Origin of the sequence: Paenibacillus sp. NFR01 (assembly GCF_900111565.1) — a bacterium.
In the GTDB taxonomy this organism is placed as follows: Bacteria; Bacillota; Bacilli; order Paenibacillales; family Paenibacillaceae; genus Paenibacillus_AQ.
On sequence record NZ_FOIK01000001.1, the window covers coordinates 1,835,307 to 1,850,272 of the forward strand.

Below are 14,966 nucleotides of genomic sequence, written 5' to 3' on the forward strand. Positions count from 1 at the left end.
ATCGCTTCTAATAATTGTTTATGATTACAGCATCGATACAAGCTCGTTTCCGAATTGCAGCTGCCCGCCGCGGTTACGGCAGACCTCCAGATTGAGGCTTGGCTCCGGCAGATGAGGATCATGCAGCAGCGACAGGCTGAACAGTTCCTGCGCTTCGCCGTACCGCTCCTGGGACGCCTTGATGCAGCCGAGGGCATTGTAGACCATCGCTTTCAGCTTGCTCTCCCGGATCAGGGCCAGCATGTGGAACAGATGTCCCCAAGCGGCGTCCTTCTCGCCTTCCTGCAGATGGGCCATCGCCAGATACAAACGGCCCGCCAGGCTATCCGGATGCTGCGCAATCACTTCGCTGAACAGGTCAATGCATTTACGGTACATCTGCAGTTTGTAATACCCCTGTCCGCGCACGAATGAATCCATTGCTAGCTCCGGGCCGGGGTCCGCCGCCGGCTCCGGATCCGGCTGAGCCGAAAAATCGGCATGCTCGCGGAATTCGCTCAGCTTCTCGGAAAAGGCGAGCCATTCATCCATCACATTGTCGCTAAGCCGGTGCAGCATGTTGTATTTGCATAAAAGATCGCTCCGGCGGGCACCCTCGGAAGTAGGAAAATCCGTAACGATTTCCTGCAGCATCTTGTTCATTTCGGCGAATAAATGTTGAAACACAGGACATCCCCCCTAACTGAAAATGAGATCAGCCAAGCTTGCCTGTGTTCATTTTTTGCAAGCAGCGCGGGGTTCATGCCTGCCATTGATTGTATGGCGCCGAATCCGGCGTTACACGATTGTAGCGTGCACTTCGTGGTCGGCCAGCTTCACCGGTTTATTGTTTTCATCCACGAACACGACAGTCGGCTTATGGCCGGCCAGCTCATCGGAGGAAACCACGGCATAAGAAATGATGATGACCGTATCTCCAGGCTGCACCAGGCGCGCCGCCGCTCCGTTCAGGCAGATCACGCCGCTGCCGCGAGGCCCCGGAATGACATAGGTTTCCAGGCGCGAACCGTTGTTGTTGTCCACGATCTGCACTTTTTCGTTCTCCAGAAGGTCTGCGGCCTCCATCAAATCCTCGTCTATGGTAATGCTGCCTACATAATTCAAATTGGCCTCGGTCACCGTAGCCCGGTGAATTTTAGATTTCATCATATGTCTAAACAAGGACACGCACCTCCTTGGCGGTAAACACGTTATTGTCAATCAGTCTGGTTGTGCCGAATTTGACGGCCAGGGCCATAATCATCTCGCCCGGTACAGACAATAGCGCCTGTTCTCCCGCAATCGGCTCCAGATCAGGATAGGTCAAAATTTCCGCATAATCGATTACAGCCAGCTGGGATTCCCGGATTCCGGACATGAGCATCGCCCGCGCTTCTTCGGCGGTATGGACCGTTCCTTCCTCCAGCGCTTTGCGAACGGCGCGCAGCGACCGGGACAACACCAGGGCCTGGCTGCGTTCTTCGGCGGACAGATACACATTGCGCGAGCTGAGGGCCAAACCGTCGCTTTCACGCATAATCGGGCAAGCAACAATTTGGACGTTCATGTTGAGGTCGGAGACCATCCGGCGGAGAACCGCCACCTGCTGAGCATCCTTTAGTCCGAAAAAGGCCAGATCCGGCTGCACGATATTGAACAGCTTGCTGACTACCGTGGCCACGCCGTCGAAGTGGCCCGGACGCGAAGCGCCGCACAGCCGCTCGGTCAGCGACGACACCGAAACGGTCGTCTTGACAGCCTGAGGATACATTTCCTCCACGCTCGGAATAAACACGATATCGGCGCCTTCCCGTTCCGCCAGTTCCAGATCACGGCGTTCATCCCGGGGGTAAGTAGCATAATCCTCTCCCGGCCCGAATTGCAGCGGATTGACGAAAATGCTCATAACCACTGTACCGCTCGCCTCAGCCGCCCGGCGCACCAGGCTGGCATGTCCTTCATGCAGATAACCCATCGTCGGTACAAAGCCGATCGGCGTATGGCCTCCGGCCCGCATATATTCCAGCGCTTCGCGCAGTTCTTTGATTGTTCTGATGACTCTCATCGTTAATTGCCTCCTTGTCCGCCCACGCCGTACAGCGTGCCCAGCGTTTCCGTAACTTCATTGCCCGCGTTAAACACATGCTCGGCCGCCGGAAACGAGCGGTTTTTGACTTCCTTGACGTAGTTGCCGATGCCCTCGCGCATGATGCTGCCGACATCGGCATAGGTTTTGACAAAACGCTTCTCCTGATACGGCGAAGAATACCGCAGCACATCATGGAACACCAGTACCTGCCCGTCGCAATAACGTCCGGCGCCGATGCCGATGGTCGGAACCGATACGGCCTTGGAGATAGCCTCCGCCACCTCTTCGGTCACCAGCTCCAGCACGATGCCGAATACGCCGGCGGCCTCGAGCGCTTTTGCTTCCTCCATCAGCCGCTGCGCGTCTTGTGCATCCTTACCCTGGATCCGGTAGCCGCCAATCATGTGCACGGACTGCGGCGTCAAGCCAATGTGGCCGAGTACGGGAACGCCGGCCGCGGTAATGGCGGAGACGGCGCTGCAGATTTCCAGCCCGCCTTCCATTTTGACCGCCTGGACATGTCCCTCCTGCATGATCCGCCGCACGCCGCGCAGCGTCTCGTCGATGCTTCCGTGATAGGTCATGAACGGCATATCCGCCACGATAAAGGTGTTCTGCGCCCCGCGGGCAACCGAACGGCTGTGGTAGACGATATCATCGATCGTCACCGGCACCGTCGTATCGTAGCCGAGCACGACATTGCCTAGCGAATCGCCGACCAGAATCAGATCGATATCCGCTTCCTCAGCCAGGCGGGCCGACGGATAGTCGTAGGCGGTGATCATGCTCAGCGGCACGCCGTCCTTTTTCATTTTTTTCATTTTCACAATGTTCAGTGGATGTTTCCCTGTCATTGCTCCCATTCCCCTTTTCCGGCTGATTTTACGCGTAAACGCGCAACAAAAAAACCTTTTAGCATGGTCCGCTAAAAAGGTCCGAAGGGCAAAAAAGAGTCACTCTCGATCGTCCCTTCTGTCTCGGTCCTTACGGCTCAGAGCAGAATCCAACGTAACCGTCTAATGCAGTTATGAAGGTAAGCAGGAGTACAGTTCGCCCGCGAGCGATACCGCCTCTAGCCATAGTATAGCAAAAGACGCAAGCAAATACACGCAAAATATCCCCTCGAAGGGGAGCTTTTGCTTCGAGGCTTACAGTAACCCGATCTCCCCCGCCAGCACGCGGGTTACGTTCCCTTGCGCATCCCGCAGCAGCAGACCGCCGTCTTCGTCGAGGCCGGTTGCCGTTGCTACGATACGGCCATCGGGCGTATCTATGTAAATCTGCCGGCCAAGCGTCACCGACAGCGCCTCCCACAGCTCGCGGATCGGCGCGAAGCCCTTTTCGTTATACAGCCGATACATCAGCTCCAGCTCGTCCAGCACGGCGGCGGTCAAGCGGTCGCGGTCGACCGGTGCGCCGCTTTCGATCTGCAGCGAAGTGGCGATTTCGCGCATCTCTTCCGGATAATCCGCCGTCTGCAGATTGGCGGAAATGCCGATGCCGGCGATGCAGTAATGCAGCCGGCCCTCGCGCAGCGCGGATTCCAGCAGGATGCCGCAAATTTTGCGGCCGCCGGCGAGCAGGTCATTCGGCCATTTGATGCCGGCGTCGATTCCGGTCTCCCGGCGGATCGCCCGGCACACGGCCACGCCGGCCAGCAGCGTCAGTTGCGGGGTCAGCGCAAGCGGCAGCTCCGGCCGGAGCACTACGCTCATCCAGATCCCCTTGCCTGAAGGAGAATGCCACCGCCGGCCCATCCGGCCCCGTCCGCCGGTCTGCTCCTCCGCCCGGACGGTCGTTCCTTCCGGGGCACCGTTCTCGGCCCGTTGCTTGGCCTCCTCCTGGGTAGACGCCACGGACTGGAGCAGCGTTACGCGCTCCGCCCAGCGGGATTCCGGTTCCCCTTTGCGCTCTTGCGCCTGCCGCAAACCGTTGTTGCTGTTCATTCGATATCCATCCTTTGCGCTTCCCGCAGCAAGCATTCTTTGTCGTTGTCGATTTCGCCCAGCGCAGCGGACAGCAGCAGCCGTTCCAGCACCTCGCCGACCCACTTGCCGGGCTTCCGTCCGAGCGCGGCGGTGAGGTCGCTCCCGGTGGCCGCGAGTTCGGAGATCGCGGCGACGGGCATCGCGGCGATCCACGCCCGCCGCGATGCAAGGTCGGCGGCGGCGCCATCCGGCAGCGCCGCCGACACCGTCAGCCAGTCTCCGGCGGCTGACGGTCCATGCGCGAGCACGGCGGCGATCCAGCGCCGCTGCAGCTCGCCTCCGCTGCCGCCGGCCGAGCCGGGCGGCAGCTCCGCCAGCGCCGCGTCCCAAGCCTCGCGGACGCTCAGCATCCGGGCGACCGTCTTCACGGTCGCCCCCGGGAACGTCCATGCCCGCAGCAGCGCCTCGGCCGTCTCGGCCGAAGCCCCCAGGGCATGGAGCAGCAGCGCCCACCGGCGGTGGGCGCCCTCCAGTTCCCCGATCCCGGCAAGCTTGGCGGAGGCATCCGCCAACGCTGCATCGGTCCAGGGGAACGGGGCCTTGCCCCGCGGCAGCAGTCCGCTGCGCGCGATGAGCCCCAGGCCGCGCCAAGGATGCGGCCCTTCTACGATGCGCTCCAGCTCCGCGCGGAGCCGCTCTACTGCGATATACGCCAGCTGATCCCGCTGGCGCAGCAGCGCCCGCCAGGTATTCTTGGCGATGCGGAAATCAAGCACTGCGGCGAAGCGCACGCAGCGCAGCATGCGCAGGGCATCCTCGTCGAACCGCTCCTCGGCCGTGCCCACGCAGCGGACGGTCCGGCGGGCCAGATCCTTCTCCCCGCCAAACGGATCGACCAATTCCGCTCCGAGTCCGCAGGCGATGGCATTGATCGTAAAATCGCGCCGCCGCAAATCCTCCCGCACGTCCGCGACAAAAACGACGTGCTCCGGACGTCGGTGGTCGGCATAGCCGCTCTCCGTCCGGTACGTCGTTACTTCAAAGCTATGGCCGCCCTGCAGCACCGTCACCGTGCCATGCGCGATGCCGGTAGGCACGCAGCGCGGAAAAATAGCCGTCACTTCTTCAGGAAGCGCCGATGTCGTGATATCCATATCATGCACCGGCCGCCCCAGCAATTCGTCGCGGATGCAGCCGCCGACGAAATAGGCCTCATGCCCGTGCGCCAGCAAAGCCGACACCACGGCGGCCCCCGCCTCCGCCATCGCGGAAGGCGCCATTGTCCACATCATAACGCACCTCTTATCGGGAACAGGAATTCAGCCGCAGCGCCTTCCGTCCGAGGACCCGGTAATAAATATCTTCATATTGATTGGTAATGACGTCGCGGCTGAACCCGTTGCAGGCGCGGTGCAGGCATTCCTTGCGGAAGACCTCGGCCAGCGCCGGATCGCCGAGCAAACGAACGGCATAAGCCGCCATCGCGTCGGTGTCGCCGATCGGCGCCAAAAAGCCGGTTTTGCCGTGCTGGACCAGCTCCGGAATGCCGCCGGCCAACGAGCCGATCGTCGGTACGCCGCAGGCCATCGCCTCCAGCGCGACCAGCCCGAAGCTTTCCTTCTCCGAAGGCAGCAGCAGCAGGTCGGCCAGCGAAATCACCTGGGCGATATCGTCCTGCTTGCCGAGGAAGCGCACCTTGTCTTCCAGGCCCATCTCGTAGACTTTCGCCTGGATTTTCGGCAGGTCCGGGCCTTCCCCGACGAGCAGCAGGCGGGACGGCAGCTTGCGGTTCACCTTGGCAAACACGTCGACGACGTCATGCACCCGCTTCACGGGACGGAAATTGCTGATGTGCATCAGAATTTTCTCGTTATCCGCCGCAAAATCCCCGCGCATATCCGTGACATCCCGCGGATAATACACTCTTTTGTCCACAAAATTATAAGTCAAATCGATATCCCGGGTAATGTCAAGCACCCGCCGCGTTTCGTTGATCAAATCGTTCGATACCGCCGTAACCGCATCGCTTTCGTTGATGCCGAGCCGGATCAGATCGCGCAGCGATTCGTCCTGCCCGAGCACCGTGATATCGGTTCCGTGCAGCGTCGTGACGACTTTGATTTGGCCTCCGAGCATCTGCTTGGCGAGATAGGCGCATACCGCATGCGGTACCGCGTAATGGACATGCAGCAGGTCGAGCTGTTCCATCTTGGCTACCTGCGCCATCTTCGTCGCAAGCGCCAGATCGTACGGCGGATAGCGGAATACGTAGTAGTCGTTGACTTCGACTTCGTGATAATAAATGTTCTTCTGGAACGTTCCAAGGCGGAAGGGGATGCTATGGGTAATAAAATGCACCTCATGGCCTTTTTCGGCGAGCAGTTTGCCCAGTTCCGTCGCCACAACGCCCGAACCGCCGAGAGACGGATAACAGGTAATGCCTATTTTTAGCCGGTCCATCGGTCCGTCTCCTTTTGCACTTCAGTTTATGGATAAACCACAGTTACTTACATTATATCGGCTTGATGGGCAATAGGAAAGCCGCTTAAGCGCGGCTTCCTTTGAACAGTTCAACCGTATGCGGAATCTTCGAAGCAAACCCTTCGGCATAGGGGATCAGCTTTCGCTGTCCCGTAAGCATGTCCCGGGAACGCACGCGCTCGATGTAGCCTTCGTTAAGCGGGGTCGAGACAACGTCTTCGCCCGGAGCCTTCTCGAATTGGGACCGGTAGCAGGAAAGCGCCCGTTCCTTTCGCGCGTATTCTGCCGTAACATCCACCATCAGATCGATGCGGCCAATATCGTTGATAAAATAAAAATAAAGCAGCGGCGCCTTCACCGCCGGCAGCTCCGGCAAATACTTGCGCAGCTTGCTGCTGAATACCGCTTCCTCTACCAGCTTGCTGCAAGCGATATGGTCGGGATGCCTGTCCTCCCAGTAAGGGGCAAACACGATATCCGGCGCGAACCGGCGGATTTCCGCCGTAACTGCCGCAAGCTGCGCTTCCTCCAGGCGGATGCCGCGGTCCGGAAGGCCGAGATTGGTGCGCAGCGCTGCGCCCAGCACATCGGCCGCTTCCTGGGCTTCCTGCTTGCGCCGCTCCACCGTCCCGTTCGATGACATCTCGGCGGCGGTCAGGTCGCACAGACCGACCTTCAAGCCCGCGGCGGTATGTTTGGCTATCGTTCCCGCCATGCCGATCTCGGCATCGTCGGCATGGGCGCCGAAGACCAGGATGTCGAGCTTCATTCGTCGACACCCGGCTTGTATTTATGTACGAGCTCCCGCCAGCCGAAATCGCCGCGGTCGATCGCTTTGACCAGCAGCTCGGCGGTGGCGATATTGGTTGCGACCGGAATGCCGTAAACGTCGCAAAGGCGCAGCAAGGCGGTAATGTCCGGTTCATGCGGCTGAGCCATCAGCGGATCGCGCAGGAAGATGATAAGATCCAGCTCGTCCTGTGCCACCATGGCGCCGATTTGCTGGTCTCCGCCCAGCGGCCCGGACATGAAACGGTGGATGCTCAGCTTGGTGACATCCATAATGCGCTGGCCCGTCGTGCCGGTGGAATATAAATCATGTCCCGTGAAGACATGCTCATAAGCGGTAATGAAATTCACCATTTCGTCCTTTTTGCGGTCATGCGCGATAAAAGCGATTTTTAGCATTGCAAGCTCTCCCCAATCTATTCGATAAAATGATCAAACCCGTATACGAGTCCCGTATATTCCATAACCTTTTGCAGCCCCAGCTTCACGCCGGGCATATACCCCGCCCGCTCATAGGAGTCGTGGCGGATCTTCAGCGTCTGGCCGTATCCCCCGAACACAACTTCTTCCTGGGCAAACACGCCCGGCAGGCGGACGCTATGAATGCGGAAGCCGTTATAGTAGCCGCCGCGCGAGCCCTCGATAACCTCTTCTTCTTTCGGATTCCCTTGGCGCAGCTCTTCCCGGACGGCCGAGATCATCTCCGCCGTCTTGATCGCCGTGCCGGACGGCGCGTCCAGCTTCTGGTCGCCGTGGTACTCGATAATCTCCAGATGCGGAAAATATTTGGCGGCCTGCGCGGCGAATTTCATCATCAGGATGGCCCCGATGGAGAAATTGGGTGCGATCAGCCCGCCGATTCCGCGCTCCCGGCATTGCTTGTCCAGCTCTTCGATTTCTTCCGGCGTAAATCCCGTCGTGCCAATGACCGGACGGACCCCGTATTTAATCGCCAAAGCCGTGTTGGCGTAAGCCGACTGCGGCGTCGTGAAATCGACCATCGCATCCGCTCCGCCCGCTTCCAAAGCTGCTTCCAGGTCGCTGGTTACCATAATGCCGCACGCCTCCAGCCCGACCAGGCGTCCCGCATCCTGCGAGGATGCGGAACGGTCGATCGCCGCTGCCAGTTCAAGTGCTTCATCCTCCAATACCAGCTTTACCACTTCTCTGCCCATTCGTCCGCCTGCGCCGCTTACGATTACTCTGATTTTGCCCTTCATATTCGTATCCTCCTCGTGTTTGCGTGCATGGATTATTATTGGATATACTTTTGCAGTGATCTTTGCAGATCTTTCATTAATTGCTGCAAACCGGAGTCATCCGGATGAAGCGCAATAACTTCTTTCAGCGCCGCGATGGCCTGGACATGTTCGTTCATCCGGCTGTGCGCAATCGCCAACCATACATAAGCATCCCCGTATAATGGGTCGAGCGTGATCGCTTCCTTCAGCAGCGTAATCGGATAATGCGGATTGTCCGCGCTTCCCGATTCATCTTCCAAAAGCCGCTTGGCTTCCTGCACCAGCCCAAGCGCCTGCAGATGCTGCAGATGCAGCCGGTACTCCGGTTTGTCTGCATCCAGCATCAGCGCAGCCCGCGCATGTTCCAGCGCTTTTTCCAGCCTTCCGCTGCGGGCATAGGTGATCGAGCAACGGTAGCGTACCTCCGCGTCATGGGGACTCGCGGCGATGGCGGCTTCGAAGCAGGTAATCGCTTCGCCGAAATCGCTACGCAGGATCGCGCGGTAAGCCGCCTTGATATAATCGTTATGGTTCATACACCCACCATCCTCACGGCAAATTCCCGTTGGTATGGTACAGCATATGTATCTTGGGCTTATTCGGTGTTTTTACGGGTCCAGCGACCGGCATCCCGGGTACCGAACTTGTGCATCACCTTGTCATGCGCTTCGGTCAGATCAATGCCCAGCGAGTTGGCAAAGCAGACCGTAATAAACAGAATGTCGCCCAGCTCCAGCTCGATGGAATTTTCCGGCTCATCGGCCTTTTTTGGCTTCTCCCCGAAGTGATGATTCACCTCGCGGGCGAGCTCCCCCACTTCTTCGGACATGCGGGCCAGCATGGAAAGCGGGCTGAAATAACCTTCCTTAAACTGTGAGATATACGCATCGACTTCGCGCTGGATGTCTGCAAGACTTTTTTCCATATCCTGCTCATTCGCCCCCTGTGAATTCTTGCCTTCTGTTTGCCCCTATGTTATCGTAAAGACGTTTTGAAGACAAATCTTTTTTCATTTGACGCCCTGCTACGCGAAAGTATTTCTGGTGCAAAAGACATACTTTAGGATAGATGTCCGCACAAAATACACCCGACGCAGCCGGGTTAGGGGGAGCCTATGAATTCATCCAAACTGCTTCATATCGGAAAAACGGTGGCACCGATCATGCTGGGAGCCGCCATCTACGCCTTCGGCTTGCTTTATTTCATCGTGCCGAACCAGCTGATGGAAGGCGGGGTTACCGGGATCACCATCCTGCTCAACTACGCCTTCGACATTCCGATCTTTTTGACCACGCTGCTGCTCAATCTTCCGCTGTTTCTGCTCGGCTGGAAGGTGCTCGGCGCCCGGCAAATCGCTTATACCGGAGTCGGCATCGCCTCGCTTTCGCTGTTTCTGTGGATTTTCGAGCGCATGATCGATATGGGCTGGATCGAACCGTTCCGGACCGAGCATGATTTTATTCTCGCTTCATTATATGCAGGCGTTACCCTTGGTCTTGGCCTCGGCGTCGTTTTCCGTTTCGGGGGCACGACCGGCGGCGTGGACATCGTGGCGCGCATTCTCGGGCGCAGCTTCGGCTGGAGCATGGGCCAGATCATTCTGGTCGTCGACGTCGTCATTATCGGCAGCTCCCTGCTATACATTCCCCGGGAACAAATCCTGTATACGCTGGTCGCGGTATTCATTTCTTCGCGGGTCATCGACTTCATCCAGGAAGGGGCTTATTCCGCTAAAGCGTTTACGATCATCAGCGACGAAGCCCCGCAAATTGCCGATCTCATTACGGCCGACCTGGAGCGCGGGGTGACACTGATCCCGGCGATCGGCGCTTACTCGAAGCAGTCCAAGTACATGGTCTACTGCGTCATATCGCGGCAGGAAATCCGACGCCTGAGCCAGCTGGTGAAATCCGTGGATCCGCGCGCGTTCGTCATTATCAGCGATGTGCATGACGTGCATGGCGAAGGGTTCCGGGAGACCTGATCTAACCGGGCCTGCGTTGCATTTTTATAGCTGATGGAGTGAAAAAAACTTATTATGGAAGGATCCGTTGCATCTTGTGCAGCGGATTTTTGATTTTCGGGCGGAATCGGCGATATTCGATTTCAATGCACTAAATACAACGGAGCATGCCTTGGGTTCTTGGTATTCAAATAAAAAAACAGCAGCTCCCCTTGTGGCGGAGAGCCGCTGCTTCGAATGGTTTGCAGTGAGATTGCGCCTATGGCATATGCCCTACACCGTCTTCCAGTCCTCGGAATCCCCGCGGTATTTGCGGAAGGCGGTGTAGACCAGCGCAAGGGCGATAAACGCTCCGCCGAGCACACCCCAGACGCCGAGCTCCGGCGTTGCGAGCGGGCGGGAGAGCGCCGGCTCCTCGCCGGTTTTCCCGAACAGCCGGGCGGTTGCGTCGTTGCCGTAGGAGACGATCTCCAGCAGGCGGGAGCGGGACACCGGCTGGCTTGAGGCCGGGATGCCCTCCGCGTAGGATAGCCAGGAATCGAAAGCCTGTACCGTTTCCGGCTTGCTGGAGATAATGACCGCCGGCCGAATGGTGTCATAACGGCTTTTCAACTGGGCCACCGCGGTCTTCCACCCGGACAGATCGCCGGCGGCCGCGCTTTTCCCCAAAGCGCTCAGATCCTCGCGGATCACCTTGTAATACTGCTGCCACATCGGCTGCTGCGGATGGTTCAGACTGTTCGCGGCGAGCCGCAGCTTCGCGGCGGAGGCTTCCCACTTCTCCGGTGAAATTTGCGCTGACGCCATCGTGCTCTTCAGCTCCAAAATGACCGCCGAGAGCGCATTGATTCCTTCAACGGAGGTCAACCCTTCAAAGGAGGATGAAATAAAAATGCGCGAGACCTCGTCCGCCTGCTGTCTGGCCTTCGGCACATTCCCCTCCAGCACGTACGTATATAGGGACTCCGCGGCCTGTTCGAGCTGCTGAGCCCCGTTACTGCCGGTCAACGCAGGCGATTCCGCGCCTTGGGCGAAGATCATTTTATTCTGAAATGCAGCCAGCAGCCAGCATAATGCCAGCACGATGGCAGCCACGTAACGTTTGCGCGGCATGAGACATCCCTCCCACCCTAAATGTATGGGATAGGGACAAGAGATAGAACCTCTCGGAAGTCTTACTCTATGCTTTCAGTCTCATATAACGAGGCTTCCACACAAGCAAGCAGCGGCGACCAGGCGCCTGATGAATAGAGCGTTAAGCGATGCATAGCCCGGGTGCAGGCGGTGTACAGCAGCCGTCGCTCGCTTTCATCGGCATAATTGCGCGCCGACGCATCGGCGATCAGCACGGCATCGAATTCAACGCCTTTGGCCAGATAAACGGGAAGCACCTGAATGCCTTCTTCCAGATGCAACGCGTCTTTGGTCAAAAGCCGCAGCGGCAGCTCCCTGCCGCCCTTCGCCGTCAGCGCCTCCAGTACCCGGCGGCTTTCCTCCGCAGTCCGTGTCAGAACGGCGATTGAACCCATGCCTTCGGCTTGCAGCTGTTTCAAATCGGCTGCGATTCGCCGTGCCAGCCTATCTTCGCTCCCGCACCGGACCAGCAGCGGCTTTGACCCGCTGCGGTCAAAGGGCAGGATGTCGCTGCGCGCCAGCAGCGCACCCGTAAACAGCGTCAGCTCCCGGGTAGCCCGGTAACTTCTGGACAGCGTAACGATACGCGTTTCTTCCGGACCGTACAGCCGGACCAGCGGCGAATCCGCCGCGCCCCAATCCGAAGAAGCGCGGCTAAAGATCGCCTGGTTAAAGTCTCCGAGCGCCGTCATATCCGCCTGGGGGTACAACAGCTTGAGGAACGCGTATTGAAACATCGAATAATCCTGCCCCTCATCGATAAACACATGTTTGACCTGCGTATCGGCTGCCACGCCTTCCATTCTTTTCCGCAAATAAAGATACGGCGCCGCATCTTCATAGAATACGCTGCCGCTCTCCAGCTTCTCCCGCGTTTGCCGGCATACCTCCGGCCACAGGGAAGGCAATTCCAGACCGCCGGCGCTCTCACCTGTTTGAGAGGATTCCGCGAACAGCTCCATATACATCGCACGGATATCCAGGAACAACAGACGTTTCACTTTTTGCCGGATGGGCTTGAACCGGGCTTTCACGATCTTGCTGCGCAGCAGCCTTTCTTCGCGCTTTAAACCGTCGAACGTCTCTTCCTTGTCTCCGTGCCTGTATTTCGCCGGAACATCAATATACGGATCGGTAAAAGCAAACACGCTTTCCTCGCGGTTCAGTTCCAGATAAGCCCCATCGTAGGCCTCATCGTCGAGATATTGCATCTCCTCCTGCACCCAGCGCTTCCCGCGCTCCTTGCGTTCCAGCTCGTTTAACTCGCGGAGCAGCCATTCCTTCAGGCCGGCAATCCGGTTCGCCGGATGGATGGAAGGTTCGTAGCTGTAATATTTCTCTTGCATTTGCTGCGCAGAGATCAGCTCACGGCCCCGGAAGCGGATGCTGCGGAATTTGATGCCGCTCCGGCCAAGCCCGGCGATATAGCGTTCCATTTGCTCCAGAAACGCCGATGACGATTTATAGGCGATGCCCTCCAGCCGGGCCGCATATCCGGGAGTTCCTTTGCCGGTCAATACGTATTCTAACTGCGCAAACGGGTCTTCCGGCGTAAGCTTTGGCGCGAGCTCCTGTTCAAGGAACTGCTGAAAGGTGAACTGCCGCAGGTTCTCTTCGCCCAGCTCGGGAAGCACTGCGGAAATATAGCTGGCGAACAGCGGATTCGGAGAAAACAAGACGATCTGCTCCGAGCTGAGCGTATCCTTGAACCGGTACAGAAGATAGGCTGCCCGCTGCAGCGCAGCGGAGGTTTTGCCGCTTCCGGCAGCTCCTTGCACGATCAGCATCCGGCTCCGCTCATCGCGGATGATGGCATTCTGTTCCCGCTGAATGGTGGATACGATGCTTCTCATCTGCGCATCGGCGCCTTGCCCAAGCGCCCGTTGAAGCAGCTCGTCGCCGATGGTCAGACCTGCGTCGAACATATTTGTCAGCAAGCCTTCAGTAATTTGGAACTGCCGCTTCAGTTCCATTATCCCGTGCACCCTCCCATCCGGCGTGTCATAGCCGGCTTTGCCCGGGGCGCCGTCATAATACAGGCTGGCGATGGGGCTTCGCCAGTCGTACACGAGCGGCTTCAGTCCCCCATCCTCCACGAATGAAGCAATGCCGATATAGATCCGTTCGGCCGGAGCGTCTTCCGCTGTCCCTGCGCCGCGGAAATCGACGCGCCCGAAGTAAGGCGCCGGCAGCATCCGGCAGAGCCGTTTCTCCTGGCGGATCAGCTCCCGTTCCCTTCGTTCGCGGTCAGCCAAAAGCGCCGCCTGCTGCCGGATGGTAAAATAGCTTTCCTCGTATTCCTCAAATGTGCTTGCGTTCACCGTCACTTCCTCCCAGAAGCGTTTTCGGATATCCGCCGCCTGTTCGTTCTGGTGCTCCGTTTCCGGCTCCAATTCTGCCAGTTTACTGCGGATCGCTCCGGTCACGAGGTTGAGCCATTCTTGTTCCTGCCGCCACTCCACTTTTGGATTCATCTGCAGGCCACCTTTCTTCTCCTAAATTTCGGAACACCCGGTTTGACATCCCCCCGCATATATGTTATTCTTAAATTAAGAGGATGAAATATAATGCCTTTAATGTGTTTTTTTGATGTCATCAATCATTTAATATACGCTTTTATTTGCTTTTTTGCAAGCAAATTCAACCCCCGGCATCCCGTGCCGGGGGTTTGTTTGGTCATCCCTATTAAAAATTTGCCGGTTGGAGCTAACGCGTACTCAGCCTTCTCCCCGGCAGCTTCCCGGGCCGGCTTGTCCCGCCAAAAACCCAGGCCATGGCCGTGCTGAATGCCGTCAAGATGAACGTGAAATTCTGGACTTGAATGACATTGTCATCCAAGGCATCGGGCAGCCACGGGAAAATACCGAAGGAGTAATCGATAATATCGTTGCTGAACGTCCAGAGCAGCGCAAGCACGAGCATTCGGCGATAGGCGAAGAAACGCGCGTACAGCAGCGCCTCGACAGCCATGGCCAAATGCGAGGCGACCAGCATCCAGTCCTGCCAGCTTATGGCTTCCCCCTGGTAACCTCCGGCAAAAATAATGCTCACCGCCCAAACTCCATATTTCACCGAAGTCACGACAGCCAGCGCTTCAATCAACCCTTGCAGCATTGTTCCGTTCAGACTCTTGGGCGGATAGAGCACCAAAAGCAGCGCGGCGGTAAAAAACAGGCTTGCTGTCGGGCTGTCCGGCACGAAAGGCAGCAGCCACAGCGCATAGTTCCGCGCGGTAAATTCCAGCTGGTTCCCGTACCATATGTATCCGTATACGGTCCCTGCGGCATTGGCGATGATGAGGGCCCATATCACGCCCCGGTGTTTAAGCAGCTTCCCAAACCAATCGACTGGCATATAGACTT

Annotated in this window: 16 protein-coding genes; 1 reads left to right on the forward strand and 15 read right to left on the reverse strand. The window is 58.0% G+C overall.

Annotation, left to right across the window (positions count from 1 at the left end; genetic code table 11):
- Positions 1-24: 24 nt before the first annotated feature.
- From BMW84_RS08450 to BMW84_RS08505, 12 genes are all read right to left on the reverse strand, one after another.
- Positions 25-666, reverse strand: a complete 642-nt coding sequence (locus BMW84_RS08450) for a tetratricopeptide repeat protein (protein WP_091066598.1) — start codon at positions 664-666, stop codon at positions 25-27.
- 111 nt (positions 667-777) lie between these two features.
- Positions 778-1,161: an aspartate 1-decarboxylase gene (gene panD, locus BMW84_RS08455; protein ID WP_091066601.1), complete on the reverse strand. Its 384-nt coding sequence runs from the start codon at positions 1,159-1,161 to the stop codon at positions 778-780.
- The gene (gene panC, locus BMW84_RS08460; RefSeq protein ID WP_091066603.1) at positions 1,154-2,044 is read right to left on the reverse strand and encodes a pantoate--beta-alanine ligase; all 891 of its coding nucleotides are present in this window, start codon (positions 2,042-2,044) and stop codon (positions 1,154-1,156) included. The genes panD and panC overlap by 8 nt, the downstream gene beginning before the upstream one ends.
- A gap of 2 nt (positions 2,045-2,046) precedes the next feature.
- Positions 2,047-2,922, reverse strand: coding sequence for a 3-methyl-2-oxobutanoate hydroxymethyltransferase (gene panB / locus BMW84_RS08465; protein ID WP_091066605.1), 876 nt, complete (start codon positions 2,920-2,922; stop codon positions 2,047-2,049).
- Between the two features lie 294 nt (positions 2,923-3,216).
- Complete coding sequence (locus BMW84_RS08470) at positions 3,217-4,014, reverse strand: biotin--[acetyl-CoA-carboxylase] ligase (protein ID WP_091066608.1); 798 nt, start codon at positions 4,012-4,014, stop codon at positions 3,217-3,219.
- Positions 4,011-5,288, reverse strand: coding sequence for a CCA tRNA nucleotidyltransferase (locus BMW84_RS08475; protein WP_091066609.1), 1,278 nt, complete (start codon positions 5,286-5,288; stop codon positions 4,011-4,013). Before BMW84_RS08475 ends, BMW84_RS08470 begins: the two co-directional genes overlap by 4 nt.
- Before the next feature lie 10 nt (positions 5,289-5,298).
- Positions 5,299-6,456, reverse strand: coding sequence for an N-acetyl-alpha-D-glucosaminyl L-malate synthase BshA (bshA, locus tag BMW84_RS08480; protein ID WP_091066612.1), 1,158 nt, complete (start codon positions 6,454-6,456; stop codon positions 5,299-5,301).
- Positions 6,457-6,541: 85 nt separating this feature from the next.
- Complete coding sequence (gene bshB1 / locus BMW84_RS08485) at positions 6,542-7,246, reverse strand: bacillithiol biosynthesis deacetylase BshB1 (RefSeq protein WP_091066615.1); 705 nt, start codon at positions 7,244-7,246, stop codon at positions 6,542-6,544.
- Entirely contained in the window at positions 7,243-7,665 is a 423-nt protein-coding gene (gene mgsA / locus BMW84_RS08490) for a methylglyoxal synthase (protein WP_091066616.1), read from the reverse strand. The genes bshB1 and mgsA overlap by 4 nt, the downstream gene beginning before the upstream one ends.
- Positions 7,666-7,682: 17 nt before the next feature.
- Positions 7,683-8,486 carry a 4-hydroxy-tetrahydrodipicolinate reductase gene (gene dapB / locus BMW84_RS08495; RefSeq protein WP_091066619.1) on the reverse strand — a complete coding sequence of 268 codons (804 nt, stop codon included), beginning with the start codon at positions 8,484-8,486 and terminating at the stop codon, positions 7,683-7,685.
- A 35-nt stretch (positions 8,487-8,521) separates the two neighbouring features.
- A complete protein-coding gene (locus BMW84_RS08500) occupies positions 8,522-9,043 on the reverse strand; it encodes a tetratricopeptide repeat protein (protein WP_091066622.1) in 522 nt (173 codons plus the stop codon).
- 59 nt (positions 9,044-9,102) lie between these two features.
- On the reverse strand, positions 9,103-9,432 hold the full coding sequence (locus BMW84_RS08505) for a nucleotide pyrophosphohydrolase (protein WP_091066624.1): 330 nt from the start codon (positions 9,430-9,432) through the stop codon (positions 9,103-9,105).
- A gap of 189 nt (positions 9,433-9,621) precedes the next feature.
- On the opposite strand from BMW84_RS08505, the gene BMW84_RS08510 reads away from it, so the two are divergent.
- On the forward strand, positions 9,622-10,491 hold the full coding sequence (locus tag BMW84_RS08510) for a YitT family protein (protein WP_091066626.1): 870 nt from the start codon (positions 9,622-9,624) through the stop codon (positions 10,489-10,491).
- 252 nt (positions 10,492-10,743) lie between these two features.
- Here the strand turns inward: BMW84_RS08510 and BMW84_RS08515 are convergent, their stop codons facing one another.
- The 3 genes from BMW84_RS08515 to BMW84_RS08525 all read right to left on the reverse strand — a co-directional run bounded on the left by BMW84_RS08515 (position 10,744) and on the right by BMW84_RS08525 (position 14,958).
- Positions 10,744-11,583, reverse strand: a complete 840-nt coding sequence (locus BMW84_RS08515; protein WP_091066628.1) for a sporulation protein YpjB — start codon at positions 11,581-11,583, stop codon at positions 10,744-10,746.
- Positions 11,584-11,645: 62 nt separating this feature from the next.
- The gene (gene helD / locus BMW84_RS08520; RefSeq protein WP_091066632.1) at positions 11,646-14,078 is read right to left on the reverse strand and encodes an RNA polymerase recycling motor HelD; all 2,433 of its coding nucleotides are present in this window, start codon (positions 14,076-14,078) and stop codon (positions 11,646-11,648) included.
- A 232-nt stretch (positions 14,079-14,310) separates the two neighbouring features.
- Positions 14,311-14,958 carry a DUF1405 domain-containing protein gene (locus tag BMW84_RS08525; RefSeq protein WP_091066635.1) on the reverse strand — a complete coding sequence of 216 codons (648 nt, stop codon included), beginning with the start codon at positions 14,956-14,958 and terminating at the stop codon, positions 14,311-14,313.
- Positions 14,959-14,966: the final 8 nt, after the last annotated feature.

What these genes read in the sequence shown, in the direction of transcription:
- panC (WP_091066603.1), bottom strand. Translation starts at nt 2,044, where the DNA reads ATGAGAGTCATCAGAACAATCAAAGAACTGCGCGAAGCGCTGGAATAT.
- panB (WP_091066605.1), bottom strand. Translation starts at nt 2,922, where the DNA reads ATGACAGGGAAACATCCACTGAACATTGTGAAAATGAAAAAAATGAAA.
- BMW84_RS08470 (WP_091066608.1), bottom strand. Translation starts at nt 4,014, where the DNA reads ATGAACAGCAACAACGGTTTGCGGCAGGCGCAAGAGCGCAAAGGGGAA.
- BMW84_RS08475 (WP_091066609.1), bottom strand. Translation starts at nt 5,288, where the DNA reads ATGATGTGGACAATGGCGCCTTCCGCGATGGCGGAGGCGGGGGCCGCC.
- bshA (WP_091066612.1), bottom strand. Translation starts at nt 6,456, where the DNA reads ATGGACCGGCTAAAAATAGGCATTACCTGTTATCCGTCTCTCGGCGGT.
- bshB1 (WP_091066615.1), bottom strand. Translation starts at nt 7,246, where the DNA reads ATGAAGCTCGACATCCTGGTCTTCGGCGCCCATGCCGACGATGCCGAG.
- mgsA (WP_091066616.1), bottom strand. Translation starts at nt 7,665, where the DNA reads ATGCTAAAAATCGCTTTTATCGCGCATGACCGCAAAAAGGACGAAATG.
- dapB (WP_091066619.1), bottom strand. Translation starts at nt 8,486, where the DNA reads ATGAAGGGCAAAATCAGAGTAATCGTAAGCGGCGCAGGCGGACGAATG.
- BMW84_RS08500 (WP_091066622.1), bottom strand. Translation starts at nt 9,043, where the DNA reads ATGAACCATAACGATTATATCAAGGCGGCTTACCGCGCGATCCTGCGT.
- BMW84_RS08505 (WP_091066624.1), bottom strand. Translation starts at nt 9,432, where the DNA reads ATGGAAAAAAGTCTTGCAGACATCCAGCGCGAAGTCGATGCGTATATC.
- BMW84_RS08510 (WP_091066626.1), top strand. Translation starts at nt 9,622, where the DNA reads ATGAATTCATCCAAACTGCTTCATATCGGAAAAACGGTGGCACCGATC.
- BMW84_RS08515 (WP_091066628.1), bottom strand. Translation starts at nt 11,583, where the DNA reads ATGCCGCGCAAACGTTACGTGGCTGCCATCGTGCTGGCATTATGCTGG.
- helD (WP_091066632.1), bottom strand. Translation starts at nt 14,078, where the DNA reads ATGAATCCAAAAGTGGAGTGGCGGCAGGAACAAGAATGGCTCAACCTC.
- BMW84_RS08525 (WP_091066635.1), bottom strand. Translation starts at nt 14,958, where the DNA reads ATGCCAGTCGATTGGTTTGGGAAGCTGCTTAAACACCGGGGCGTGATA.